Source organism: Dactylosporangium salmoneum, from assembly GCF_039532525.1.
Lineage (GTDB): Bacteria > Actinomycetota > Actinomycetes > Mycobacteriales > Micromonosporaceae > Dactylosporangium > Dactylosporangium salmoneum.
Genome location: NZ_BAAARV010000083.1, coordinates 180,820 through 206,334 on the forward strand (window position 1 = coordinate 180,820; position 25,515 = coordinate 206,334).

At 73.6% G+C, this 25,515-nt stretch carries 20 protein-coding genes and 1 pseudogene; 11 read left to right on the top strand and 10 right to left on the bottom strand.

The window, feature by feature from the left end; genetic code table 11:
- Positions 1-251: 251 nt before the first annotated feature.
- Positions 252-1,430 (top strand): type VII secretion-associated serine protease mycosin, encoded by a 1,179-nt coding sequence (gene mycP, locus ABD352_RS42250; RefSeq protein WP_344618199.1) that lies wholly within the window; start codon positions 252-254, stop codon positions 1,428-1,430.
- Positions 1,431-1,461: 31 nt separating this feature from the next.
- Here the strand turns inward: mycP and ABD352_RS42255 are convergent, their stop codons facing one another.
- The 5 genes from ABD352_RS42255 to ABD352_RS42275 all read right to left on the bottom strand — a co-directional run bounded on the left by ABD352_RS42255 (position 1,462) and on the right by ABD352_RS42275 (position 5,892).
- Entirely contained in the window at positions 1,462-2,655 is a 1,194-nt protein-coding gene (locus tag ABD352_RS42255) for a MarP family serine protease (protein WP_344618200.1), read from the bottom strand.
- 4 nt (positions 2,656-2,659) lie between these two features.
- Complete coding sequence (locus ABD352_RS42260; RefSeq protein ID WP_344618201.1) at positions 2,660-3,313, bottom strand: NUDIX hydrolase; 654 nt, start codon at positions 3,311-3,313, stop codon at positions 2,660-2,662.
- Complete coding sequence (locus ABD352_RS42265) at positions 3,310-3,909, bottom strand: TlpA family protein disulfide reductase (protein ID WP_344618202.1); 600 nt, start codon at positions 3,907-3,909, stop codon at positions 3,310-3,312. The genes ABD352_RS42260 and ABD352_RS42265 overlap by 4 nt, the downstream gene beginning before the upstream one ends.
- The gene (nth, locus tag ABD352_RS42270; RefSeq protein ID WP_344618282.1) at positions 3,906-4,583 is read right to left on the bottom strand and encodes an endonuclease III; all 678 of its coding nucleotides are present in this window, start codon (positions 4,581-4,583) and stop codon (positions 3,906-3,908) included. Before nth ends, ABD352_RS42265 begins: the two co-directional genes overlap by 4 nt.
- Positions 4,584-4,683: 100 nt before the next feature.
- A complete protein-coding gene (locus ABD352_RS42275; protein ID WP_425553892.1) occupies positions 4,684-5,892 on the bottom strand; it encodes a CapA family protein in 1,209 nt (402 codons plus the stop codon).
- Positions 5,893-6,453: 561 nt separating this feature from the next.
- Between ABD352_RS42275 and ABD352_RS42280 the strand changes: the two genes are divergently transcribed.
- The 8 genes from ABD352_RS42280 to ABD352_RS42315 all read left to right on the top strand — a co-directional run bounded on the left by ABD352_RS42280 (position 6,454) and on the right by ABD352_RS42315 (position 16,697).
- On the top strand, positions 6,454-7,131 hold the full coding sequence (locus tag ABD352_RS42280; protein ID WP_344618204.1) for a Crp/Fnr family transcriptional regulator: 678 nt from the start codon (positions 6,454-6,456) through the stop codon (positions 7,129-7,131).
- Between the two features lie 390 nt (positions 7,132-7,521).
- On the top strand, positions 7,522-8,106 hold the full coding sequence (locus tag ABD352_RS42285) for a TetR/AcrR family transcriptional regulator (RefSeq protein ID WP_344618205.1): 585 nt from the start codon (positions 7,522-7,524) through the stop codon (positions 8,104-8,106).
- Positions 8,107-8,114: 8 nt separating this feature from the next.
- On the top strand, positions 8,115-8,924 hold the full coding sequence (locus ABD352_RS42290) for a TIGR03084 family metal-binding protein (RefSeq protein WP_344618206.1): 810 nt from the start codon (positions 8,115-8,117) through the stop codon (positions 8,922-8,924).
- Positions 8,925-9,148: 224 nt separating this feature from the next.
- Positions 9,149-10,774, top strand: a complete 1,626-nt coding sequence (locus tag ABD352_RS42295; RefSeq protein ID WP_425553893.1) for an acyclic terpene utilization AtuA family protein — start codon at positions 9,149-9,151, stop codon at positions 10,772-10,774.
- The gene (locus tag ABD352_RS42300; RefSeq protein ID WP_344618208.1) at positions 10,771-11,880 is read left to right on the top strand and encodes an acyl-CoA dehydrogenase family protein; all 1,110 of its coding nucleotides are present in this window, start codon (positions 10,771-10,773) and stop codon (positions 11,878-11,880) included. Before ABD352_RS42295 ends, ABD352_RS42300 begins: the two co-directional genes overlap by 4 nt.
- Before the next feature lie 3 nt (positions 11,881-11,883).
- On the top strand, positions 11,884-13,461 hold the full coding sequence (locus ABD352_RS42305) for an acyl-CoA carboxylase subunit beta (RefSeq protein WP_344618209.1): 1,578 nt from the start codon (positions 11,884-11,886) through the stop codon (positions 13,459-13,461).
- 45 nt (positions 13,462-13,506) lie between these two features.
- Complete coding sequence (locus tag ABD352_RS42310; RefSeq protein WP_344618210.1) at positions 13,507-15,528, top strand: acetyl/propionyl/methylcrotonyl-CoA carboxylase subunit alpha; 2,022 nt, start codon at positions 13,507-13,509, stop codon at positions 15,526-15,528.
- A gap of 8 nt (positions 15,529-15,536) precedes the next feature.
- Entirely contained in the window at positions 15,537-16,697 is a 1,161-nt protein-coding gene (locus ABD352_RS42315) for an acyl-CoA dehydrogenase family protein (RefSeq protein ID WP_344618211.1), read from the top strand.
- Between the two features lie 17 nt (positions 16,698-16,714).
- Here ABD352_RS42315 and ABD352_RS42320 read toward each other — a convergent pair whose 3' ends face one another.
- From ABD352_RS42320 to sp36, 5 genes and pseudogenes are all read right to left on the bottom strand, one after another.
- Complete coding sequence (locus ABD352_RS42320; RefSeq protein ID WP_344618212.1) at positions 16,715-18,331, bottom strand: serine/threonine-protein kinase; 1,617 nt, start codon at positions 18,329-18,331, stop codon at positions 16,715-16,717.
- 75 nt (positions 18,332-18,406) lie between these two features.
- Positions 18,407-21,913: pseudogene (locus ABD352_RS42325) on the bottom strand (adenylate/guanylate cyclase domain-containing protein); the annotation flags it as partial.
- Positions 21,910-22,695 (bottom strand): MBL fold metallo-hydrolase, encoded by a 786-nt coding sequence (locus ABD352_RS42330; protein ID WP_344618213.1) that lies wholly within the window; start codon positions 22,693-22,695, stop codon positions 21,910-21,912. The gene ABD352_RS42330 and the pseudogene ABD352_RS42325, both read right to left, overlap by 4 nt.
- Positions 22,696-22,880: 185 nt before the next feature.
- Positions 22,881-23,339 (bottom strand): RidA family protein, encoded by a 459-nt coding sequence (locus ABD352_RS42335; RefSeq protein WP_344618214.1) that lies wholly within the window; start codon positions 23,337-23,339, stop codon positions 22,881-22,883.
- Between the two features lies 1 nt (position 23,340).
- On the bottom strand, positions 23,341-23,499 hold the full coding sequence (sp36, locus tag ABD352_RS42340; RefSeq protein WP_344618215.1) for a Sp36 family protein: 159 nt from the start codon (positions 23,497-23,499) through the stop codon (positions 23,341-23,343).
- Positions 23,500-23,625: 126 nt separating this feature from the next.
- Here sp36 and ABD352_RS42345 point away from each other — a divergent pair, with 126 nt between their 5' ends.
- On the top strand, positions 23,626-24,498 hold the full coding sequence (locus tag ABD352_RS42345) for an Rv0361 family membrane protein (protein ID WP_344618216.1): 873 nt from the start codon (positions 23,626-23,628) through the stop codon (positions 24,496-24,498).
- A 30-nt stretch (positions 24,499-24,528) separates the two neighbouring features.
- Positions 24,529-25,506 (top strand): ATPase BagA, encoded by a 978-nt coding sequence (bagA, locus tag ABD352_RS42350; RefSeq protein ID WP_344618217.1) that lies wholly within the window; start codon positions 24,529-24,531, stop codon positions 25,504-25,506.
- The last annotated feature ends 9 nt before the right edge of the window (positions 25,507-25,515 follow it).

The following is a 25,515-nucleotide window of genomic DNA, read 5'->3' on the forward strand; positions in this document are numbered from 1 at the left end:
GTCGGGGTCGGGGCGGGATGGTCACCCATCGTGGTTGGCGCTGACCCGTTGGTGGGGTGGCGCGGGTGGGGCACAAATGTCGAGGCGCTGCGGCGGTTCGTTGCTCGTTCCCACCTTTCGGCGAGGTCGGCCGACAGGCCTGACAGATCAGGGCAACACGGTCCAGAATGGGGGCCATCGCGCCTACCTCCATCGTCCGCGCCGCTGGCCGCCTCCTCGCACTGGGGCTGTCGGCGGCGCTTGGCTGTGCGGTGGCGGCCGGGGTCGAGGTCGGTCCGGCGGCGGCCGATCAGGTGCGCGCGGAGCAGTGGCAGCTGTCGGCGCTCGATGCGCGGGACGCCTGGAAGGTCTCCACCGGCAAGGGGGTGATCGTCGCCGTCATCGACAGCGGGGTGGACGCCGAGCACCCCGATCTCGCCGGGCAGGTGCTGCCCGGGATCGACCTCGTGGAGCCCGGCTCGAACAACGGCGGGAAGGTCGATCCGGTCGGGCACGGTACGACGGTGGCGGGCCTGATCGCGGGGAGCAATAGAGACAAGTCGGGGGTCGAGGGGATCGCGCCGGGGGCGAAGGTCCTGCCGATCCGGGTGCTGGACAAGGCCAACAAGTACGACGATCCGGGCATCGTGGCGCAAGCGGTGCGGTGGGCGGTGGACCACGGGGCCGGGGTGATCAACCTGTCGCTCGGCGGGGCGCTGCGCAGCGAGGCGATCGCGGAGTCGCTCGCGTACGCGGCGGCGCACGATGTCGTGGTCGTGGCCTGCACCGGCAACATTGTCACCGATCCGACCACGAGTCGGGTCTGGTACCCGGCGCGGGAGCCGGGGGTGATCGCGGTGGCCGGACTGGGGGCCGCGGGCGCCGGCGGGACGGAGTCGCTCTGGTCCGGGTCGCTCACCGGGCCCGAGACCGTGCTGACCGCGCCGGCGGTGAACCTCACCGGGGCGCGGCCGGGTGGTGGGTACTGGCAGGTGCAGGGGACCAGCTTCGCGGCGCCGCTGGTGGCGGGGGCGGCGGCGCTGGTCCGGGCGCGGTACCCGCGGATGAGCGCGGCCAACGTGATCAACCGGCTGATCTGGACGGCGAAGGATCTCGGGCCCAAGGGGCGGGACGACCGGTTCGGGTACGGCGAGGTCGACCCCGTCGCGGCGCTGCGCAGCACCGTGGCCGAGGTGGAGACCAACCCGCTGACCGAGGCCGGGCCGGCGGAGGCGGGGGCCGGGCTGGAGAGCTCCGCCGAACCGTTGGCGCAGCACGGGGGCGCGGCGCCGTTGCCGGAGGCGTCAGAGTTTCACGTCGAGCGGCTGGCTGAGGAGCAGACGCGCACGAGCGCGGTCACCGGCCTCACCGCCATGCTGCTGATTTCGCTGGGTGGGGCGGTCGGCGTACTGCTGCATCAGCGACGAAAGGGAAGCCGGCCCCAGCCGTAGGAAGGGAAGCCGGCCCCAGCCGTAGGCGCGGTCAGGCGCACTTGCCCGTCGGGGTCGGGTCCGTGTGGGTCTTGCCTGCGTCGGCGACCACCGCGGCCTCGTCCGCCGTCACCGCGAAGCCGGTCTGCTCGTCGTCGGCCGCGGCGGCGAAGATGACGCCCAGCACCGTGCCGTCCGGGGACATCAGCGGGCCGCCGGAGTTGCCGGAGCGGACCAGGGCGCGGATCGTGTAGATCTCGCGGGTGACCTTGCCGTCGTCGTAGATGTCCGGGCCCGTGATGTTGCGGTGGTCGCGGATGCGGGCCGACTGGGCGTCGTACGGGCCGTCGAGCGGGTAGCCCAGCACGATCGCGTCGGCGTCCGAGTCGGCCTTCTTCGCAGCGAACTGCATGGCCGGGACGTTGAGGTTCTTCACGTACAGCACGGCGATGTCGCGCTGCGGGTCGTACGCCACCACCGTCGCCGGCAGCGGGCGCGACGAGCCGTCGACCAGCACGTTGACCGTCTTGGTGCCGGCGACCACGTGGGCGTTGGTCATGACCCGGTTCTGGGCGTAGACGAAGCCGGAGCCCTCGATGCGCCGGGAGCAGCTCGGGGCCTGGCCGAGGATCTTCACGACCGACTTCTTGGCGTTCTTGACCAGCTCGGAGCCGGCCAGCTTCGGGTCGGGCGGGGAGACCTCCCGGACCCGGGTCGGGGCCAGCCCGTCGAAGACGTTGGGGAAGCCGCGGGTGTCCACGGTGTCGCGGAGGGCCTGCGACAGCTTGTCGGCCTGGGACGGCATGACGTTGTCGACGCCGTTGAGGATGATCGAGTTGCTGACCGCGCGGGCCAGCCAGGGCAGGGACGACGCGCTCAGCGGGGCGGCGACGAGCCACACCACCAGCAGTACCGCCACGACGGACACGACCGCGCCACCCGCGTTGTCGACGGCCTGGGCGTTGCGGTTGACGATCGCGTTGCGCAGCCGGTTGCCGACGAAGCTGGCCAGCGCCTGGCCGGCGACGGCGAGGCCGAAGACGGCGGAGAGCGAGACGACCACCTTGGCGGGGTCGGAGGTGAAGAAGTTGTCGGCCAGCAGCGGGCCGAGCTGCAGGCCCAGCAGCGCGCCGCCGAAGAAGCCGACGAATGACAGCAGACCAACAAGGAACCCCTGGCGATAGCCGTTGATGGCAAACATCACCATGAGGAGCAACAGGACGATATCGATCACGCTGCCAGACACGCATTCAATGTACGGGGGCGGTACCAGATGTCGGCAATTCCTCGACCCGGCCGGTCGGCCATTCCACCGCCCATCCACCCATTTCCAGCAGTGTTGAGAGCACGCCGGCGGTAAAACCCCACACCAGCATGTCGTGTATCCGAAACGCCGGGCCGATCCATCCGCTCGGGTGGCGCACGCGGAGCCGATGGGCGGGGTCGACCAGTTCGCGGATGGGCAGGCGCTCGACCCGGGCCACCTCGCGGGGGTCGGCCGGCCCGACCGGATGTGGCGCACGCCACCAGGCGAGCACCGGCGTGACCAGGAAGTTGCTCACCGGGATCCACAGCGTGGGCAGGGTGGCGACGACCTCGACCGTGCTCGGGTCCAGGCCGACCTCCTCCTCCGCCTCGCGCAGCGCGCAGGCGATGGTGTCGGCGTCGCCCGGGTCGACCGCGCCGCCCGGGAAGGCGGGCTGGCCGGCGTGGTTGCGCATCGTCGCGGCCCGCTGCAGGAGCAGGATGTCCGGGCCGGTCGCGGGGTCCTCGCCGAAGAGTACGAGCACCGCGCTCTGCCGCTTGCCCTCCCCGTCCGGGGTCGGCAGCCGCGTGAAGTCGGACTCCTCGGCCGACCGGAGCCTGGTCAGCAGCGGCTCGAGCCACTCCGGCACATCGCTCACAGCGACACCCCCAGGTACCGACCGGTCAGCTCCTTCAGGCGCGCCTCGGTCAGCGCCTCGCCCTGGTAGGCGTACACGATCCGGCCACCCTCCGTCACGAACAGCGTCGCCGGCAGCGCGGTCAGGCCCTTCGACACCAGCGGGCTCGCCGCGATGGCCAGCTGCTGACCCTGGTCCTCCAGCATCGGGAAGGTCAGCTTCTTGTCGTCGATCACGGACTGCGCCATGTCGTGGCGGTCCTTCGTGACCACCCCGACGACCCGCACCCGGCCGGCACCGTCGGCGGCGAAGCTCTGCATCGCGGGCAGTTCCTCCATGCACGGCCGGCAGTACGAGGCCCACAGGTTGACCACGGTCGGGCGGTCGCCGAGCGCGGCCAGGTCCGTGAACCGGCCGCCGGAAAAGCACGGCAATGCCATTGCCGGAAGAGCAGGACCGGATTCGGTACCGCGAGCAGCCGCCGGCGCCGACGGCTCCACGCGCTCGAGGCAGGCGGGGCCGGCCGAGCGCGACGCGGAGGGCTGGGCGTCGGCCTCGCAGGCGGCCAGGGATGCGAACAACGCGGCGGCGACCAGCGCGAGCACTAGCCGCCTCACAGCACCAACTCCGCCAGCTCCGCCGCCCGCGGCCCCTTGAGCAGCTTGATCGCCTCTTCGACGCCGGTCGGCCCCAGGCCGTACGACGGACAGTCCCTCTGCAGCGTGCACGCCCCGCACGCAGGCTTGCGGGCGTGGCAGACGCGGCGGCCGTGGAAGATCACGCGGTGCGAGAGCATGGTCCAGTCGCGCGGCGCGAAGAGCGCGGCGATCGCGAACTCGATCTTCACCGGGTCGTCCTCGGCGGTCCATTGCCAGCGGTGCATGAGCCGCTGGAAGTGGGTGTCGACGGTGATCCCGGGCACGTCGAAGGCGTTGCCGAGGATGACGTTGGCGGTCTTGCGGCCGATCCCGGGCAGCGCGACGAGCTCGGTGAGCGTGCCCGGCACCTCGCCGTCATGCCGCTCGACCAGGGCCTGGCCGAGGCGGATCAGCGAGTCGCTCTTGTTGCGGAAGAACCCGGTCGGCTTGATGAGCTCCTGCATCTCCAGCGGGTCGGCCGCGGCGTAGGCGGCGGCGTCCGGATAGCGCGCGAAGAGCTTCGGCGTCACCTGGTTGACCCGCTCGTCGGTGCACTGGGCGGAGAGGATCGTGGCCACCGCCAGCTCGAGCGGGCTGGTGAAGTCCAGCTCGCAGTGCGCGTCGGGGTGGATCAGCGCGAGGGCGCGGCCCATCCGCCGCGCCCGCCGCTTCAACGCCAACGCGGTCTCGGTCACGCAACGACAATACGTCGCCCGCGATCGAGGCCCCGATCGAGCGACCGCCCGGTACCTGTCAGCCGGACGGCGGCGTGATGGTGCCGTCGGCGGCGATCTTCGCACCGGTGGTCGGGAAGTCCTGCTTGGTCAGGTTGGCCACAAACGGGATGGCCTGCTTCTTGGGGTCGGGCTTGGGCAGGCCGGGCGCGACCATGTAGGTGGCGGTCAGCGATCCGCTCTTCCAGGTGCCGTCGCCGAGCAGCTGGACCTTGAGCACGCCGCCGATGCCGACCGTGCCGTTGTAGCTCAGCGCCCGGTAGCCGCCGAAGTTGCCCAGGCTGTAGGCGATGAGCCGGCCCTTGTAGAACTCCATCGCCCGCATGACGTGCGGGCCGTGCCCGACGACGAGGTCGGCGCCGGCGTCGACGACCCGGTGGCCGAAGGCGATCGGGTCGCAGCGGTTCTCGCCCAGGAACATCTCGGTGCCGGGCTTCACGTGGGTCTTGTCGGCGCCCTCGGCGCCCTGGTGGACCTGGACCACGACGAGGTCGGCCTTGGTCGCCGCCTCCTTGACGATCTTCTCCGCGCCGTCGAGGTCGGAGCAGAGGTTCGACCAGGTGTAGGAGGCGAACCCGATCACGGCGATCTTCACGCCCTTGGCCTCGCCGATGGAGATCATGCCGGGCCAGCCGGTGTACTTGATCCCCGCGCCGTCCAGCGTCTTCTGCGAGTTCTTGTACCCCTGCTCGCCGAAGTCGTAGGCGTGGTTGTTCGCCATGTTCATCATCATGAAGCCGGCGTCCTTGAGGTTCTGCACGAACGCGGGCGGCGTGCGGAACGCGAAGCAGGTCTTGCCGGCGGTGTCGGCCGAGCACTTGCCGACGCCGGTGTCGTCGGTCAGCACCTGCTCGAGGTTGCCCATCTGGAAGTCGGCGGTGAGGTACTCCTTGACGGGGTCGAAGAACCCCTTGCCGTTGTTCGGCGGCAGCCCGCCCGGGGCCATGCCCATGACGATGTCGCCGGTCGCGCTGAGCGTGATGCCGTCGGCCGGGCCGGCGACCGCGCCGCCCTGCGGCTGGGCCGAGCCGGCGGGCGCGGAGCTGCCACCGCCGCCGGCCGCCTGCTGCGTGGTGCTCTGCCCCGGGGATGGCTTGTCGTCGCCGCCGAGGAAGGTGGCCGCGCCCGCGGTGCCGGCGCCGATGACGACCGCGGCGACCGCACCCAGGATGATCGCCGTGCGGCGGCCGCCGCCCGAGCGCTGCGGCGGCGGGGGCTCGCCGGGCAGGGGCAGCTTGCGCCGGCCGGCGCGCTCCTCCGGCTCGTAGGCGCGGGCGGAGTACAGGTCCTCGGGGCGCGTCGCGCGGGGGTACGGCTCGCCGCGGGGCGGGCCCGGGATCGGCTCACGGCCGCCGCCGTAGAGCGGGCCGGTGGCCGGCGGGGCGCCGTACACGCCGCCGGTGCGCTCATCGCGCGGGTCACGACCCACCGCAAACCCGTCGAAACTACCCGTGCCCGGGCCGTAACCGCCGACGGGCCCCGTCGGTTGATCAGGTGGGGAGCCCGCCGGGACGCCGTGCCCGGTCCGGTCGTCGCGCCATTCCGGCCCGCGGGAGGGTCCGCCGTACACCGTCATGTGATCCCCACTCCAGCAATCGGCGATGTCCGACGCGAAGATATCGCACCTCGGCGAGCGGCGGACCGCCCTTGCGCGCGACAGCCCCGCCGCAGGTCGGCGAGTAGCATGAGCATGCTCCCAACGTCCGGAACACGACCCCGTATGCATAAACTGACGTTCGCGCGGTCGCTTGCAAGCGGACGACGCGCCGACGGAGTAGAGGTGGACGCGATGGACGAGGTACTGGCGCGCAGCGGCATCTTCCAAGGGGTCGAGCCCGAGGCGGCGGAATCCCTCGCCAAGGAGATGGAGACGATCGACGTCCGCAAGGGCGAGGTCGTGTTCAGCGAGGGCGAGCCGGGCGACAGTCTGTACATCGTGCTGTCCGGCAAGATCAAGGTCGGGCGCCGCGCGGCCGACGGCCGGCAGAACCTCATCGCGGTCATGGGCCCGAGTGACATGGTCGGCGAGCTGTCGCTGTTCGACCCCGGCCCGCGCACGGCGACGGCGACCGCGGTGCTGGACACCCGGCTGGCCCGGCTGCGCAAGCAGGCCCTCCGCCCCTGGCTCACCAACCGGCCGGAGATCGCCGAGCAGCTGCTGCGAGTGCTGGCCCGGCGCCTGCGCCGCACCAACGACGCGCTGGCCGACCTCATCTTCACCGACGTGCCCGGCCGGGTGGCCAAGACGCTGCTGCAGATGGCGGGGCGCTTCGGCACCCGCGACGGCGGCGTGCTGCGGGTCAACCACGACCTCACGCAGGAGGAGATGGCCCAGCTCGTGGGCGCCTCGCGGGAGACGGTGAACAAGGCACTGGCCGACTTCGCCTCGCGCGGCTGGCTGCGGCTGGACGGCAAGAGCGTGATCATCATGGACCCGGAGCGTCTGGCCCGCCGCGCCCGCGTCTGATCGGCAACAGCACCGCCCGACACCCCTGAGCCGCCCGTAATGGGCGGCTTTTGTCGCGTTCACCGCCATTCCGGACATTTCTCCTGGCGGGGTATAAATCCGATAAGTCGCGGCGCGGAGCGCCCGACTTCTCGGCTCCGCGGAGCGCCCGACTTCTCGGCTCCGCGGAGCGCCCGACTTCTCGGCTCCGCGGAGCGCCCGACTTCTCGGCTCCGCAGAGCGCCCGACTTCTCGGCTCCGCAGAGCGCCCGACTTCTCGGCTCCGCAGAGCGCCCGACTTCTCGGCTCCGCAGAGCGCCCGACTTCTCGGCTCCGCAGAGCGCCCGACTTCTCGGTGCGCGAAAAACAATCAGGCTTGACTGTTTGTTTCTCGCGGTACACCCTGAACCCATGACCGCGCAGCAGGAGCGAAGCCGCGTCACCCAGCGGCGCCTGCTGGAGGCCACCGTCGAGTGCCTCTACGAGTTCGGCTGGTCCGGCGCCACCACCACGGTCATCGCCGAACGGGCCGGGGTCTCGCGGGGCGCCCAGCTGCACCACTACCCCACCCGGACCGCCCTCGTGCTGGCCGCCGTACAGCACCTCGCCGAGCGCCGCGCCGAGGAGATCCGCACCGAGGCCGCGGCGCTGACCGGCGACCGCGTCGAGCGGGTCGACCGGGTCGTCGAGCTGCTCGCCTCGGCGTTCACCGGCCCGCTGTTCGTCGCCGCGCTCGAGGTCTGGGTGGCCGCGCGCACCGACGCCGAGCTGCGCGACGCCCTGGTGCCGATCGAGGCCCGGGTCGGCCGCGAGCTGCACCGGCTCGCCGTCGAGCTGCTCGGCGCCGACGAGTCCCGGCCCGGCGTGCGCGAGGCGGTCCAGGCCACCCTCGACCTGATGCGCGGCCTCGGCGTCGCGAACCTGCTCACCGACGACTCGCCGCGCCGCACCCAGCTGCTCGCGGCCTGGAAACAGCAGCTGGAGAAGATCCTCTAGGAGGGGCGATGGTGCTGCTCGACGACGTGCTGCGGGACCTGGAGGCGGAGTCCGAGGCGCTCGACCGGCTGGTCAGCGGCCTGAGCCCGGACCGGTGGAGCCGCCCGACGCCCGCACCTGGCTGGAGCGTCGCGCACCAGATCGCCCACCTGCATTGGACCGACGGGATGGCCACGCTGGCCAACGCCGACCCGGCCGGCTTCATCGCGCGGCTGAGCGAGACGCTGGAAGACCCGAAGGCGTTCGTCGACCGGGCCGCCGCGGCCGGCGTCGCCCCGCCCGACGAGATGCTCTCCCGCTGGCGGGCCGGGCGCGCCGCCCTCGTCGCGGCGTTGACCGCGGTGCCGGCGGGCGAGAAGCGCCCCTGGTTCGGCACCGCGATGTCGCCGCTGTCCAGCGCCACCGGCCGGATCATGGAGACCTGGGCGCACGGGCGGGACATCGCCGAGACGTTCCCCGACGACGAGCGGGCGCGGGAGCACCTACGCCCAACCGCGCGGCTCCGGCACGTGGCCCACATCGGCTTCCGCACGATCGGCCACGGCTTCGAGAGCCACGGCCGGTCGGCCCCGGCGGCGCCCTTCCGGGTCGAGCTGGACGCCCCGGACGGGTCCGTGTGGGCCTTCGGCCCCGGGGACGCGCCCAACCGCGTGAACGGACCGGCCCTCGACTTCTGCCTGCTGGTCACCCAGCGCCGGCACCCGGCCGACCTGGCGCTGCAGGCGACGGGCGACGACGCGGCGGCGTGGCTGAGCCTCGCCCAGGCGTTCGCCGGCCCACCCGGCGCCGGCCGCGAGCCAAGGGCAGCGGCGCGATGAGCGCTCCACACACCGGCGACGCGACGAGCGTCCCACACACCGGCGGCGCGACGAGCGCTCCACACACCGGCGGCGCGACGAGCGTCCCACACACCGGCGGCGCGACGAGCGCTCCACACACCGGCGGCGCGACGAGCGCTCCACACACCGGCGGCGCGTCGCGCGTTCTGCGCGTCGGCAACGCCTCCGGCTTCTACGGCGACCGGGCCACGGCCTGGCGCGAGATGCTCGATGGCGGCGAGCTCGACGTCCTCACCGGCGACTACCTGGCCGAGCTCACCATGCTCATCCTCGGCCGCGACCGTCTCAAGGACCCGGCCACCGGCTACGCCAAGACCTTCCTGCGCCAATTGGAACCCGTCCTCGGTACGGCACTCCAGCGCCGCGTCAAGCTGGTGACCAACGCCGGCGGCCTCAACCCCGCGGGCCTGGCCGACGCGATCCGCCAACTCGCCGCGCGCCTCGGCCTGGACGCGTCCGTCGCCCACGTGGAGGGCGACGACGTCATCGCCAGGGCGGCCGAGTTCGACGTGCGCCAGCCACTGACCGCGAACGCGTACCTCGGCGCCTTCGGCATCGCCGAGTGCCTCACCGCCGGCGCGGACATCGTGGTCACCGGCCGGGTCACCGACGCTTCGCTGGTCGTCGGCCCCGGCATCGCCCGCTTCGGCTGGACCCGGGCCGACCTCGACGCACTGGCCGGCGCCACGGTCGCGGGTCACGTGCTCGAGTGCGGCGCGCAGGCCACCGGCGGCAACTTCGCGTTCTTCACCGAGCTGCCCGACGGCGGGCGCCGCCCCGGCTTCCCGATCGCCGAGCTGCACCCCGACGGCAGCGCGGTGATCACCAAGCACCCGGGCACCGGCGGGGCCGTCACGGTCGAGACGGTGACCGCGCAGCTGCTGTACGAGATCGCAGCGCCGGCCTACCCCGGCCCGGACGTCGTCGCCGACTTCGCGAGCATCCGGCTGACCCCCGACGGGCCCGACCGGGTGCGCATCGACGGGGTGCGCGGCGGGCCGCCGCCGGACACGCTGAAGGTCGGCGTGAACGCGCTCGGCGGCTTCCGCAACGCGATGACGTTCGTGCTGTGCGGGCTGGACATCGAGGCCAAGGCGGCGCTCGTGCGGGCCCAGCTGGAGGACGCGCTCGGCCCGGACGGCCTGGAGTTCGCGCTGGCCCGCACCGACCACCCCGACGCCGGCGACGAGCCGGCGGCCAGCGCGCTGCTCACGGTGCACGTGCGCGACGCCGACCCCAAGCGGGCCGGCCGCACGTTCTCCCAGGCCGCGGTCGAGCTGGCGCTGGCCTCCTACCCCGGCCTGGCGCTGACCGCCCCGCCCGGCGACGCCACGCCGTTCGGGATCTTCACCTCGTTCGCGGTACCGCAGGACTCGGTACCCCACGTGGCCGTTCTCCCCGACGGCACCCGCCGCCCGGTCAATGCCCCTCAACCCCAGAAAATGGTGATAAGTCCGAAAAATCAGGATGCGTCAGCATCCGGATTTTTCGGGCAAACCGTAAAAGCCCCTCTCGGCAGACTGTTCGGGGCGCGATCCGGCGACAAGGGCGGGGACGCCAATATCGGAGTCTGGGCCCGCGAAGAGCGCGCATATGCGTGGCTTCGGACCGAACTCACCACCGAGCGGCTCAAGCAGCTGCTCCCCGAGGCCGCGCCGCTCGACGTCGAGCGATACGAGCTGCCCAACCTCAACGCCGTCAACTTCGTGATCCACGGAATCCTGGGTGAGGGGGTCGCGGCCAGCACCCGCTTCGACCCGCAGGGCAAGGCGCTGGGCGAGTGGCTGCGCTCCCGAGTGGTGGACCTGCCCGAGGAGTTCCTCGCATGAGCGACCCGTTCGGCACCGAGGAACGGCGCAGGCTGCGCGAGCTGACCCGGGCGTTCGTCACGAACGAGGTACTGCCCAACCTCGCGGACTGGGAGAAGGCCGGCGAGGTGCCGCGGGAGCTGCACCGGGTCGCCGCCGGGATCGGGCTGCTCGGCATCGGCTTCGCCGAGGAGGTCGGCGGGTCGGGCGGGGACCTGCTCGACAGCGTGGTGGTCACCGAGGAGCTGATCCAGGCCGGCGGGTCCTCCGGGCTGGTCGCGGCGCTGTTCACGCACGGTATCGCGCTGCCGCACATCGTGGCGGCCGGCGACCCCGAGCTGATCGAGCGGTTCGTGCGCCCGACGCTGGCCGGGGAGAAGATCGGCTGCCTGGCCGTCACCGAGCCCGGCGGCGGGTCCGACGTGGCCGGAATCCGCACCCGGGCGGTGGCCGACGGGGACGACTACGTCGTGGACGGCACCAAGACGTTCATCACCAGCGGGGCCCGGGCCGACTTCGCCACCGTCGCCGTGCAGACCGACGAGGGCTTCCGGCTGCTCGTCGTCGACGGCGGCTTCGAGGTCACCCGCCGGCTGGACAAGATGGGCTGGCACTGCTCCGACACGGCCGAGCTCGCGTTCGTCGGGGTGCGGGTGCCCCGCCGGCACGTCGTGGGCGGGTTCGCCGAGGTCATGACCCACTTCGGCGCCGAGCGGATCTCGCTGGCGGTGCAGGCCTACGCCACCGCGCAGCGCTGCCTCGACCTGACGCTCGCCTGGGTGCGCGACCGGCACACGTTCGGGCGTCCGCTGGCGAGCCGGCAGCTGGTACGGCACCGGCTGGCCGAGATGGCGCGGCAGGTGGACGTCGCCCGGACGTACGTCCGGCAGGTCGCCGTCCGTGTCGCAAGCGGCGAGCGGCTCGTTACGGAGGTGGCGATGGCGAAGAACACCGCGGTCGCGGCGTGCGACCACGTCGTCGACGAGGCCGTGCAGCTGCACGGCGGGCTGGGGTATCTCCGCGACGCCGAGGTCGAGCGGCACTACCGCGACGCTCGGATTCTGGGCATCGGCGGCGGCACCACGGAGATCATGAACAAGATCATCGCGAAGCAGTTGGGGGTCTGAGGCATGCCGGTGTTGACGAGCAACCTCGACCCGCGCGGGACCGCCTACCTGGAGAACCGGCAGGCGATGCTCGAGCGGCTGACCGAGCTGGAGTCGGCGTTGCGCCAGGCGCGCGGCGGCGGGGGCGAGAAGTACATCGCCCGCCACCACGCCCGCGGCAAGCTGCTGCCCCGGGAGCGCATCGAACTGCTGGTCGACCGCGACTCGCCGTTCCTGGAGCTGTGCCCGGTGGCCGCCTGGGGCACCGACTACCCGGTCGGGGCCAGCATGGTGACCGGCATCGGCGTGGTCGAGGGCGTGCCGTGCGTGATCGTGGCCAACGACCCGACCGTGCGCGGCGGCGCGGTCAACCCCTTCACGCTGAAAAAGACCCAGCGGGCCGGGCAGATCGCCCGGGAGAACCGGCTGCCGCTGGTCAACCTGGTCGAGTCGGGCGGGGCCGACCTGCCCCAGCAGGCCGAGATCTTCATCCCGGGCGGGGCCGCGTTCCGGGACCTGACCCGGCTCTCGGCGGCGGCCATCCCGACGGTCGCCGTGGTGTTCGGCAACGCCACCGCCGGCGGCGCCTACGTCCCCGGCATGTCGGACTACACGATCTTCGTGCGCGACCGGGCCAAGGTGTTCCTGGCCGGCCCGCCGCTGGTGAAGATGGCGACCGGCGAGACGGTCGACGACGAGACCCTCGGCGGCGCGGCGATGCACGCCACCCGCTCGGGCCTGGCCGACTTCGTCGCCGAGGACGAGCGCGACGCGCTGCGGCTGGCCCGCGGCTGCATCCGCAACTTCGCCGCCTCGGTCGGGCGCCGCTACGGCAGCGAGCCCAAGTTCGACGCGGACGACCTGCTCGGCATCCCGAGCGCGGACCTTCGGGTGCCGTTCGACCCGCGGGAGATCCTGGCCCGCATCCTCGACGGCAGCGAGTTCGACGAGTTCAAGCCGGCCTACGGGCCCGCGCTGTGCACCGGCTGGGGCGCGATCCACGGCCACCGCGTCGGCGTGCTGGCCAACGCGCGGGGCGTGCTGTTCTCGGCCGAGGCGCAGAAGGCGGCCCAGTTCATCCAGCTGGCCAACGGCACCGGCACCCCGCTGGTCTTCCTGCAGAACACCACCGGCTACATGGTCGGCAGCGAGTACGAGCAGGGCGGGATCATCAAGCACGGCGCCCTGATGATCAACGCGGTGGCCAACTCGCGGGTGCCGCACCTGACGGTCAACATCGGCGCCTCCTACGGCGCCGGCAACTACGGGATGTGCGGCCGGGCCTTCGAGCCGCGGTTCCTGTTCACCTGGCCCAACGCGAAGTCGGCCGTGATGGGGCCGCAGCAGCTGGCCGGGGTGCTGTCCATCGTGGCCCGGCAGGCGGCCGAGGCCAAGGGGCAGGCGTACGACGAGGAGCAGGACCGCACGATGCGGTTCATGGTCGAGCACAAGGTCGAGCAGGAGTCGGCGGCGCTGTTCCTCTCCGGCCGCCTGTACGACGACGGCGTGATCGACCCGCGCGACACCCGCACGGTGCTGGGCATGTGCCTGGCGCTGGTCGGCACCGGCGAGCACGCCCAGTTCGGCGTCTTCCGGCACTAGCTCTGGCGACAATCGGCCGTTGCGGCACTAGGGGGATTTGGCACTGTGATCAGAAGGCTGCTGGTAGCCAACCGCGGGGAGATCGCCCGCCGGGTGTTCGCCACCTGCCGGGCGATGGGGGTCGAGACGGTCGCCGTCTACTCCGACGCCGACGCCGACTCCCCGCACGTCGCCGAGGCCGACTACGCCGTGCACCTGCCCGGCAATGCGCCGATGGCGACGTACCTGCGCGGCGACCTGCTGATCCAGGCCGCCCGCAAGTGCGGCGCGGACGCCGTACACCCGGGATATGGCTTCCTCTCGGAGAACGCCGAGTTCGCCCGGGCGGTCATCGACGCGGGCCTGACCTGGGTCGGGCCGTCGCCGAAGGCGATCGCCGTCATGGGCTCGAAGCTGGAGGCCAAGGCGCTGCTGGCCGAGGCCGGGGTGCCGATGCTGCCGACCGCGCTCGACCCGGAGGAGGTCGACGCCTTCCCCGTGCTGGTCAAGGCGTCCGCGGGGGGCGGCGGCCGGGGCATGCGGATCGTGCGCGACCGCGAGTCGCTGGCCGAGGCGGTGGCCTCCGCGCGGCGCGAGGCGTCGGCGGCGTTCGGCGACGGCACGGTGTTCTGCGAGCGGTACGTCGAACGCGCCCGCCACGTCGAGGTCCAGATCATGGCCGACGCGCACGGCAACGTGGTCCCCCTGGGTGAGCGCGAGTGCTCGATCCAGCGCCGGCACCAGAAGATCCTGGAGGAGACCCCATCCCCGGCGGTCGACAGCACGCTGCGCGAGAAGCTGTGCCAGGCGGCGATCGCGGCCGCCCGGGCGGTCGGCTACGTCGGCGCCGGCACGGTGGAGTTCCTGCTCGCGCCGACCGGCGAGTTCTTCTTCCTGGAGATGAACACCCGCCTGCAGGTCGAGCACCCGGTCACGGAGTGCGTGGTCGGCGTGGACATGGTCCGGCTCCAGCTGGTCGTGGCCGAGGGCGGCCCGCTGCCCTTCCAGGGTCCGCCGCCGCTGCGCGGCCACGCGATCGAGGTCCGGCTGTACGCCGAGGACCCCGCCTACGCCTGGATGCCCTCCACCGGCACGCTGCACCGCTTCGACGTCCCCGGCGTCGCCCACACCTTCGGCCCGCTTCCGGCGCCGGGCCTGCGCCTGGACTCTGGCGTGGTCGACGGCTCGGTCGTCGGCGTGCACTACGACCCGATGCTGGCCAAGCTCGTCGCCTGGGCGCCGACCCGGGCCGAGGCTGCCCGGATGCTCGGCGGGGCGCTGGCCCGGGCCCGCATCCACGGCGTGACCACCAACCGCGACCTGCTGGTGCGGGTGCTGCGGCACTCGGCGTTCCTGTCCGGCGGCACCGACACCGGCTTCCTGGACCGCCACCCGGAGGTCTTCGCCCCGCTGCTGTCCTCGGTCGACGCGGTGCGCCTGTCGTGCCTGGCCGCGGCGCTGGCCGGGGCGGCCCGCCGGGCCAAGACCGCACTGCTGCCCGGCCTGCCGTCAGGCTGGCGCAACGTCCCCAGCGCCCTGCAGACCGTCGTCTACGAGGGCCCGACCGGCACCATCGAGGTCGGCTACCGCCTGGACCGGGCCAACGACCTGGCCGCCTGGGCGGTGCGCCGCATCGACCCCGAGGACGTCGGCCTGCCCGGCGCCGGCCTCGACCCGGCCGGCGCCCCCGACCACCCGCCGGCGGCGATCCTCTCCGCCACCGGCGACCGGGTCGTGCTCGACGTCGGCGGCGTGCGCCTGCAGTTCGCCGTGCACGAGATCGACGGCGTGTCGTTCGTGGACAGCGCCGAGGGCTCGGTGACCCTGACCGAGCTTCCGCGCTACCCGCTGCCGGTCGCCGAACAGCCCGAGGGCTCCCTCATCGCCCCACTGCCGGGCGCGGTCGGCCGCGTGCTGGTCGTCCCGGGCCAGCGGGTCGCCGCCGGCGAGCTGCTGCTCACGGTGGAGGCGATGAAGCTCGAGCACCCGGTGCACGCCCCCACCGACGGCGTCATCAGCGACCTGCGGGTCGCGGCCGGCTCGCAGGTCGAGTCCGGCGCGCTGCTGGCGGTGCTATCCCCTCACTAGGAGTTTGCGTGGACTTCGACTACACCCCTCAACAGCAGGACCTCCGCGATGCCGTCGCCAAGCTCGGCAAGCGCTACGGCCACGAGTACTTCGTGCGCAAGGCCAAGGCGGGCGAGCACTCCGACGAGCTGTGGCAGGAGGCCGCCCGCCTGGGCTACCTGGGCGTGAGCGTCCCCGAGCAGTACGACGGCGGTGGCGGCGGCATCACCGAGCTGGCGATCGTCTGCGAGGAGCTGGCCGCCGCCGGCGCGCCGCTGCTGCTGCTCGTCGTCTCCCCCGCCATCGCCGCCACGATCGTCGCCAAGCACGGCACCGAGGAGCAGCGCCGGACGCTGCTGCCCGGCTTCGCCGACGGCACCCTGAAGGTCTGCTTCGCCATCACCGAGCCGGACGCGGGCTCCAACTTCCACAAGCTGACGACGGTCGCCCGCCCCTTCGAGGGCGGCTACACGCTGACCGGCCGCAAGGTGTACATCTCCGGCGTCGACGAGTGCTCCAAGATCATGGTCGTCGCCCGCCTCGAGGACGAGCGCACCGGCAAGCTCAAGCCCGCCCTGTTCGTGGTCCCGGCCGACGCACCCGGCCTGACCGCCACGAAGCTGGACATGGAGATCGTCAGCCCCGAGAACCAGTTCCAGCTGTACTTCGACGACGTCCGCGTCCCGTCGGGCGCCCTCATCGGCGAGGACCCGGAGGCGGGCCTGCCGGCGCTCTTCTCCGGCCTCAACCCGGAGCGGATCACGGTGGCCGCGATGGCCTGCGGCACCGCCCGCTACGCCCTGGAGCGCGCCTCCACCTACACCGCGACCCGCGCGGTCTGGGGCCGCCCGATCGGCACCCACCAGGGCGTGGCCCACCCGCTGGCGCACGCCCACATCCAGGTCGAGCTGGCCCGGCTGATGGTCGCCAAGGCGGCGGCCCTCTACGACGCCGGCCGTGACCTGGAGGCCGGCGTGGCCGCGAACATGGCCAAGTACGCCGCCGCCGAGGCCGCCGCCCTGGCGGTGGACACGGCCATCCAGTCGCTGGGCGGCAACGGCATGACCACGGAGTACGGCGTCGCCACCCTGCTGGGCGCCGTCCGGGCCGGCCGCATCGCCCCCGTCTCCCGCGAGATGATCCTGAACTTCGTCTCCCAGCACCTCATGGGCCAGGAGAAGTCCTACTGACGAGTGACCCGCCGGCGCTACCGATGCAGCTGGTCGCCGGTCAGGGAGTCCCTGCCCTGGCCGGCCAGGCAGCGGTACGTCGTCGGCCCCGCCTTCTGCTCGGCCAGGCTCGGCAGCAGCACCTCGGTCCGCCAGGTCACCGCGCTGATGTTGACCGCGGCCAGGGTGCCGACGCTGCACACCGAGCGCACCGCCGGGTCGCGCTCGTCGGCGACGTGGCTGCCGGCGGGGAGGTCGCCGTAGGCGAAGACCTCCCAGGTGTGGACGCCGCCGCAGTCCACCCGAGCGGGCTTCGAGTCGTAGCACTCCGCGGTCGCGGCGCACTGCGCCCGGACGTCGACGGCCGGGGTCGGGCCGCAGGTCGAGCGGGGCGGGGCGGCGATCGCCGACGCGGACGGGGCCGGGTCGGGCGAGCTGTCGCCGAGCCCGTACGCGATCGCGACGCCCACCAGCGCCGCCACCGCCGCCAGGCCGCCGACCACGCCGAGCCACAGGCCCCGCCGGCTCGCCCCGCCCGCCCTGCCCGGGGTCACGAAGGGACCGACGGGCGGCGCGGCCGGCGGCTCACCGGATGCGAAGCCCACGCCGGGAGCCGCGAAGGGGCCACCGGAGCCGGGGATCAAGGGGTCGGTCGGCGGCTCCTCGGGGCCGGCCTGGTGCGGGACGGTCTGCTCCGGGTCGCGCGGGAAGCCGCCCATGAACGGCGAGTCCAGCAGCCGATCGGCCGGCGGGGGCGGCAGCTGCGGGGGCAACGGCGGCGACGTGTACACCGGCTCGAGCGGCGGCGAGCCCAGCGGCGGCACGATGACCTGCGGCGCCGGGTCCATGCGCAGCGCGATCAGGGCGTCGCGCAGCTGCAGCGCGGTCGGGCGGGCCGACTCGTCGTTGGACATGCCCGCGCGCAGGATGGCCATGAGCTCGTCGGGGCAGCCCGGGATGTCGGGGATGCGGTCGTTGAACATGTCGACCAGGGACAGCAGGCTGGGCGTCTGGTCCTGGCGCCAGCGGGGCGGGCGGCCGCGCATCAGGGCGTAGAGGGTGGCGCACAGCGCGTAGACGTCCGCGGCCGGGGCGGGCGCGGCGTGGCGGAATGTCTCGGGCGGGGCGTAGGCGGGGGTCAGCACGTCCAGGGTGATCGAGACGTCGCGCCACTCGGACAGGATGGCCAGGCCGAAGTCGGCCAGGGCGGGCTCGCCGAAGCGGCTGAAGAGGATGTTGGCCGGTTTGACGTCGCGGTGCAGTACACCCAGGGAATGGCCGTCGGCGAGGGCGTCGGCGATCTTGAAGCCGACCTCGCGGACCTCCTCGGGGGCCAGCGGGGCGGAGCGCATGCGCTCCGCGTAGGAGCCGTCGCAGAGCTCCATGATCAGGTAGGGGTGGCCGTCGCCGGTGACGCCGGCGTCGAACAGGTCGACCACGTGCGGGTGGCTCGACATGCGGCCGGCCGCGCGGGCCTCGCGCAGGAAGCGGCGGCGGTCGCGCTCGGTCTCGAGCGTGCGGTTCTCCACCTTGACGGCCACGTCGCGCCCGACCGACTCCTGCTCGGCCCGGTAGACGGTGGCGTATCCGCCGCGCGCCAGCACGGAGAACCCGGTCAGTCCGGGCACCGTGGGCAGTGGAGGCGATGCGGTCACGGCATAGACGATACGGCCGGGGTATGACATTCCTCGTCACGCATCGGCCACAGCCGGAATTCAGGGCTCTACGACCGCCACGACGGAGGCATTGGCCGCGAGGGCCTCCTGCAGTACCGCCGCCGCATAATCGCGACCGCGCACGTCCTCCCCCGGCGAGGTCTGCGCCTGCCGGGCCCAGTCCAGGGCCTCGGCGTTGCGCCCGGCGGCCAGCAGGGCGGAGGCGTAGGCGGCCACCGCCTGGCGCCGGGAGAAGATCACCGATGGGGCGGGGCGGTCGGCGGCGACGCAGCCCAGCATCTCCAGCGCCGTCGGCAGGTCGCCCTGGGCCAGCCGGGCCAGGCCGAACAGCACCCGCGGGCCGACCTTGGCCGGCTCCAGCACGTCGTGGGTCTCCACGACCTGCAGCACCGCGCGGGCGTCGGCCTCGGCGGCCACCGGGTCGCCCCGGTCGAGGCTCACGAACCCGCGGATGGTGCGGGACATGCCCAGCAGCAGCGGGTGGCCGGTCTTCTCGCCGTACTCGGTGGCGTCGGAGAGCAGGTCGTAGGCGTGCGCCGGCTCGCCCAGCTCGCGCGCGACCACGCCCCGCACGACCAGCGCCAGGCCGCGGCCCCAGTCGTCGCCGGCCGCGGCGAACTCGCGGTACGCCCGGCGGGCCTCGCGGTCGGCGTCGGCCAGGTCGCCGCTCTCGGCCGCGGCGAACGCCTCGACCGCGCGCAGCGTGCCGACCGCCCACGCGTCGCCGACCCGCTCGCCGAAGGGCAGGAACGCCTTGGCCAGCCGCCGGGCCTCGCCGAGCCGGCCGGCCAGCAGCCGCACGAACGCGGTGGTGCCACGCAGCCAGGCCCGCCCGACCGGGTCGCCGAGCTCGGCGAAGCGGCGGGCGGCCCGCCCGAGCGCCGCGTCGGCCCCGGCGAAGTCGCCGCGGGTGGTGCTGACCCAGGCCAGGTGCTGCAGCGACCAGGCCTGGGCGCGCCGGTCGCCGGCGGTGACGGCGATCTGGAACGACTCGGCGAACCGGCCGCCGGCCTCGGCCAGGCGCCCCTCGAGGAAGTCGGCCATGCCGAGGCGGCGCATGGCGTCGCCGCGCTCGTAGGTCAGCCGGGCCGCCGTCGCCGCCTCCAGCGCCTCGCTCAGCGTCTGGTAGCTGCGCCGGTGATCGGCCATCGCGCGATAGGCCCGCCCGGCCACGAGCAGCGCACCGACCCGGACGGCGGCGTTGTCGCTCGCGTTGGCGGTGATCTTCTCGGCGTACCCCAGAGCCTCCGACGCCCGCCCCAGCTGGAGCAGCGCCCGGGCGTGGACCAGCCGGTCGGCCGCCGGCAGCGTGCCGCCCCCGAGCGCGGCGGCCCGGTCGGCGGCCTGCGCGGCCTGCGCGGGCTCGCCCCCGGTCAGCGCGGCCCGGGCGGTGCGGCCCAGCGCCTGCACGCCCAGCGGCGCGGCCGAGCGGGCCAGGGAGTCCGGCCGCAGCCCGACCACGTCGGCGAGCTGGCCGGCCCGCTCGGCGTGCTCGGCGATGAACGCGTCGGCGGCGCCGAGGCCCATGTTGAGGCCGGTGACGTTGCCCGTGCCGCCGGCGGCGAGGTAGGCGTTGACCGCCGCCCCGGCCCACCGCGACAGCGCGGCGTGCCGTTCGGCGAGGTCGGCCTTGCCGATGCCCGCGTACGCGGCCTCGCGCAGCAGCGGCGTGGCGAAGGCGAAGCCGCCCCGCCCGCGGCGCAGCATGCGCCGCTGCAGCAGCTCCTCGACGGCCCGCTCCAGTTCGACCGCGGCCACGACCGCGGGCCGGGCCGGCTGGCCGGGCGGGTTGAAGCGCAGCGCCTCCAACGCCCGGGCCGGCACGGTATCGCCGATGACGGCGGCGTCGCGCAGCACCGCCCGGGTGTCGGCGGGCAGCGCGTCGATGCGGGCGGCCAGCACGGCGGCGAGGTCGCGGGACAGCAGCCGGCCGCCGAGCGAGCCGGGGGCGAGCCGCCAGCCGGGCGGGTCGGTGCCGGCCACGGTGGTCAGCGCGCCGCGCTCCTGCAGCAGCGTGACCAGCTCGGCCAGGTAGAACGGGTTGCCCTGGGCGGTGGCCAGCAGCCGGTCCTCGTCGGGCGGGGCCACGCGGCCGCCGCTGAGGTACGCGGTGAGCAGCCGGGCCGCGTCCGCGCCCCGCAGCGGCGGGATCGGCACCACCTCGGCGTCGGCGATGCGGGTCAGCACGCCGGCCGAGCGCACCAGCTCGGGCCGGCCGAGCAGCACGATGAGCACCGGGCCCGTCAGGCGCTCGATGGTGGCGCCGAGGGCGTCGAGGGTCTCGGCGGTGGCGTCGTGCGAGTCGTCGACGATCACCACCAGCGGCGTCTCCGCGGCCAGGCCGGACAGCAGCTCGGCGACGGCGTTGGGCACGGCGTCCAGGTCCAGCTCGTCGGGCTTGCCGCCGGGCGCGACCCAGGCGGTGTCGCGGACGTCCTCGCTGTACCCGATCAGGGTCAGCAGCAGGTCGCTGGCGAACCGCGGCGGCTCCGGGCGGCCCCGCGCGGCCCGGGCCAGGCGCTGGGCCAGCCGGCGCAGCCGCTCCTCGACCGCCTCGCGGGTCAGCACGGCGTCGGGCGGCAGGCCGATCGCGGCGCGGACCAGGTCGGCCAGGGGCGCGAGCCGGCGCCGCTCGCCGAACGCGGCGCAGTGCACCGACAGCACGCGGGCGCCGCCGCCGGGGGCGAACCCGGCGCTCGGGGTGTAGCCGGCGCCGCCCAGGTAGCCGGCCGCGAACCGCTCGATCTCGCCCGCCAGGCGGGTCTTGCCCAGGCCCGCCTCGCCGGTGAAGACCAGCACGCGCGGCTCCTGCCGGTCGGCGATCTCGGCGAGGCGACCGGAGACCCGGCCGAGCTCGGCCTCGCGCCCGACGAACGGCGCCTCGTCGCCCAGGCCGGAGCGGGTGCCCGGGGCGTCGAGCAGGCCCAGCAGCTCGAACGCGTCGACCGGCTCCCGCTTGCCCTTCAGCCGCAGCGGTCGCAGCGCCCGCCAGGACGCGAGCCGCCGGGTGGACGAGGAGGTGCGGTCGCCCGCGTACACCGCGCCGATCGCGGCCGCGTCGGCCAGCCGGGCGGCGGTGTTGACGGTGTCGCCGATGACCGTGTACTCGATGCCGGCCTGCACGCCGGCCACCACCGGCCCGGTGTTGAGCCCGATGCGCAGGCCCAGCGGGGCGCCGCCGCCGCGCTCGTCGTCGAGCACCCGGCGCACCGCCCGCTGCATCGACAGCGCGGCCCGCACCGCCCGCTCGGCGTCGTCCTCGTGCGCCACCGGCGCGCCGAAGACGGCCATGATCCCGTCGCCGGTCAGCTTGTCGACGTGCCCGCCGAAGGTCTTCACCGCGCCCGCCAGGGCGGCCAGCACCCGGTCGGTGACCGCGCTGACCCGCTCCGGGTCGAGGTCCTCCGACCAGGCGGTGAAGTCGGACAGGTCACCGAACAGGACGGTGACGATCCGCCGCTCGGCCGCGGGCAGGGTGGCGGCCGCCGGCAGCGCGGAGCCACAGTGGTGGCAGAACCGCGCACCGGGAACGGCCACAGTCCCGCACACCGAACACGTCACGTTGCATCCAACCCGGCAACGGGTGGGTGTGATTCCCGTCGCAGAAAATCGAGCTGCGCGCGCACGCTGAGCTCGGCGGCCGGCCACAGCACGCGGTCGACGTCGGCGTACACCCGGGCCACGACGTCGCCGGCGTCGGTCGCACCGGCGGCCACCGCGGCCCGCACCTGTTCCAGCCGGGCCTCGCGGTGCGCGTGGTAGAACCGGGCGGCCACGCCGGTGTCGCCGAGCGCCGGACCGTGCCCCGGCAGCGCCGGGCGCCCGTCGAAGGCGGCGAGGCGGCCCAGGCTCTCCAGATAGTCGCCGAGGTCCCCGTCCGGCCAGGCCACGACGGTGGTGCCCCGGCCGAGGACGGTGTCCCCGGTCAGGACGATCTCCTCGCCGCGGTACCGCACGAGGAAACACACGGAGTCCTTGGTGTGCCCGGGCGTGGCGATGGGCTCGACGGTGACCCCGCCGGCCTCCAGCCCCTCGCCCACGGGCGGGTGGTACACCGGCGCCCCGGTCAGCTCGGCCAGCCGCGGCACGCCCTCGGTGTGATCGTGGTGACCGTGCGTGAGGACGATGGCGGCGACGGGCGCGTGGCCGGCGACCGCGCGCAGGTGCCCCTCGTCGAGGGGTCCGGGATCGACGACGATCGAGCCCTGACCGGGTGCGCGCAGCAGCCATGTGTTGGTGCCGTCCAGCGTCATCGGTCCAGGGTTGGGTGCGCGGACGAGCGTCACCCAGTCGGGCAACGCGGCGAGCACCTCGGCGGCGGGGGTGGTGATGTGGCTTACCACACGGGAATCGTACGGCGGGTAGCTTCCGCGGACACGTCACCCGACCGGCCAGTGGCAAACCCAATACGGCCGTTCCCTAGCGCCACGCAGCGTAGTGACCGGTGCCGCGAGTGCGCCTTTGCGATATATCGGTAGTTGATCGCCAGGTGCCGGGCGGCGGCACGCGCGCGCCGCCCGGCACGAACTCAGGCGAGCTCGAGAATCGCCTCGATCTCGACGGGGGCGTTGAGGGGCAGCGCCGCGACCCCCACGGCGCTGCGCGCGTGCTTGCCGGCGTCGCCGAACACCTCGCCGAAGAGCTCGCTGGCCCCGTTCACCACGGCGGGCTGGCCCGTGAAGCCCGGCGCCGACGCCACGAACCCCACGATCTTCACCACCTTCGCCACGCGGCCGAGGCCGACCAGCGCCTCCACGGCGGCGAGCACGTTGACGGCCGAGCGGCGGGCCAGCTCCTTGGCCTCCTCCGGCGAGACGTCCGCGCCGACCAGCCCGGTGGCCGACAGGGCGCCGTCGACCATCGGCAGCTGGCCGGAGACGTACACGTGGTTGCCGGTCTGCACCGCCGGCACGTACGCGGCCACCGGCGGCACGACGGGCGGGATCTGCAGGCCCAGCTCGGCCAGGCGCGCGTAGACGTCGCCCATCTCAGCCGGCCTTCGGGCGCTTGAAGTACGCGACGAGGTTCTCCGGGTTGGGGCCGGGCACGATCGCCACCAGCTCCCAGCCCTCCTCGCCGAAGTTGTCGAGGATCGCCTTGGTGTTGTGAACCAGCAGCGGCGCGGTCAGATACTCCCATTTCTGCATGTGGGGACACTATCGCCGCGCTGCGGGGCGGCGTCGGGCACAGCCTGATATCGGGGTACCCCATTGCTCGCCCACGGCCGCTACTGTGAGCACCGCCGTCGCGTGTGTCGCACAGAGGTGGGAGAAATGACGCAACCGCCCCAGTACCCGGGCCAGCCGGAGTACCAAGGCCAGCCGGGGCAGGGCTGGCCGCCCGCCCAGCCGATGCCGCCCATCCCCGACCCGTACACCGCGCCGGCGCAGCCGACCTCGGGCCAGCCTTTCCCGGGCCAGCCCTATCCCGGTCAGCCCGACTACGGGCAGCCGACCTCGGCCCAGCCCTTCCCGGGCCAGCCTTATCCCGGGCAGCCCGACTACGGGCAGCCGACCGGGCAGATGCCCCCGACGGGCGCCTTCGGCCAGCCGACCGGGCCGTTCCCGGCGCCGACGGGGCAGTTCCCGACCGGGCCGGTGCCGCAGCCGGGGATGGCCCCGCCGTTCTCCGGGCCGCCGGCGCCGGTGTCGGGCATGCCGGTGTCGGGCTATCCGATGTACCCCCCGCAGGCCCCGGTGAAGAAGAAGCGCGGCCTGATGATCACCCTCATCGTGCTGGCCGTGGTGGTGGTGCTCTGCGGTGGCGGCGGCGCGGCCGCGTGGTTCGTCGTGCAGAACAACCAGGGCACCGGGGCGTCCACGCCGGTCGAGGCGGTCAACGGGTTCCTCACCGCGGTGTACAAGAACAACGACGCCGACGCGGCGCTGAAGTACGTGTGCTCGTCGTCACGCAACAAGGACAAGCTGAGCGCGCGGGTCGACGAGATCCGCAAGTTCAACGGGGCGCTGAGCAGCCCGACGTACACCTGGCCGGCGCCGACGGTCGAGAAGCAGGACAAGGATCAGGCCACCCTGACCGTCAACGTCAAGGTGACGACGAGCGACGAGAAGGTCGCCGAGATGAAGTACAAGTACATCACGACCCAGAGCAAGGGCTGGTGGGTGTGCGAGATCACCGGAGCGTGATCCTCGCGCCGACCAGGTAGCGTCGAGGGCGTGACGGCACGCGAGTCTTCGGACGGGCGGGGCGGCTACGGCTGGCCCGCCCGTCTGCATGTGGTCACCGGCAAGGGCGGCACCGGCAAGACGACGGTGGCCGCGGCCCTGGCGCTCGCCCTGGCCCGTGACGGCCGGCGGACCCTGCTCATCGAGGTCGAGGCGCGGCAGGGCATCGCGCAGCTCTTCGACCGGGATCCGCTCCCCTACCAGGAGGTGCGCATCGCCACCGCGCGCGGCGGCGGGGAGGTGCGGGCGCTTGCGGTGGACGTCGAGGAGGCGCTGCTGGAGTACCTCGAGATGTTCTACCGCCTGGGCGTGGCCGGACGGGCCCTGCGGAAGATGGGCGCGGTCGACTTCGCCACCACGGTCGCACCGGGGCTGCGCGACGTGCTGCTCACCGGCAAGATCAAGGAGGCGGTCACCCGAACGGTGGACGGCCGCCGGGTCTACGACGCCGTGGTGCTCGACGCGCCGCCGACCGGGCGGGTGGGCCGGTTCCTCAACGTGACCGCCGAGACCGCGCGGCTGGCCAAGGTCGGGCCGATCAAGACGCAGAGCGAGGGCGTGGCGGCCATCCTGCGCTCGCCGATGACCGCGGTGCACGTCGTCACGCTGCTCGAGGAGATGCCGGTCCAGGAGACGTCCGACGCGATCGACGAGCTGACCCGGCTGGGCATCCCGATCGGCACGGTCATCATCAACGCCACCCGGCCGCCCGTGCTGGCCGGGGTCAAGCTCACCCAGGCCGACCTGCGCCGGGGGCTCGCCGCGGCGGGCGTGCCGGCCGACAAGGACCTGCTGGCCGGGCTGGTGGGCGAGGGGCGGGCGTACCAGACCCGGGTGGCCGCCGAGGCGTCGCTGCGGGCCGAGCTGCAGGGGCTCGGCCGGCCGGTGGTCGAGCTGCCGGTGTTGCCCGAAGGTGTGACGGTCGCCGCCCTCGAGTCGCTCGGTGATCTGCTCCTCACGTCTGCTTGAGGATGCTCG

Coding starts and splice junctions, on each gene's coding strand:
- nth (WP_344618282.1), bottom strand. CDS start 4,583: ATGGGCCGCGCCCTCGCGCTGATCCACCCCGACGCGCACTGCGAGCTG.
- ABD352_RS42280 (WP_344618204.1), top strand. CDS start 6,454: ATGGACGAGGTACTGGCGCGCAGCGGCATCTTCCAAGGGGTCGAGCCC.
- ABD352_RS42285 (WP_344618205.1), top strand. CDS start 7,522: ATGACCGCGCAGCAGGAGCGAAGCCGCGTCACCCAGCGGCGCCTGCTG.
- ABD352_RS42290 (WP_344618206.1), top strand. CDS start 8,115: ATGGTGCTGCTCGACGACGTGCTGCGGGACCTGGAGGCGGAGTCCGAG.
- ABD352_RS42295 (WP_425553893.1), top strand. CDS start 9,149: ATGCTCGATGGCGGCGAGCTCGACGTCCTCACCGGCGACTACCTGGCC.
- ABD352_RS42300 (WP_344618208.1), top strand. CDS start 10,771: ATGAGCGACCCGTTCGGCACCGAGGAACGGCGCAGGCTGCGCGAGCTG.
- ABD352_RS42305 (WP_344618209.1), top strand. CDS start 11,884: ATGCCGGTGTTGACGAGCAACCTCGACCCGCGCGGGACCGCCTACCTG.
- ABD352_RS42335 (WP_344618214.1), bottom strand. CDS start 23,339: ATGGGCGACGTCTACGCGCGCCTGGCCGAGCTGGGCCTGCAGATCCCG.
- sp36 (WP_344618215.1), bottom strand. CDS start 23,499: ATGCAGAAATGGGAGTATCTGACCGCGCCGCTGCTGGTTCACAACACC.
- ABD352_RS42345 (WP_344618216.1), top strand. CDS start 23,626: ATGACGCAACCGCCCCAGTACCCGGGCCAGCCGGAGTACCAAGGCCAG.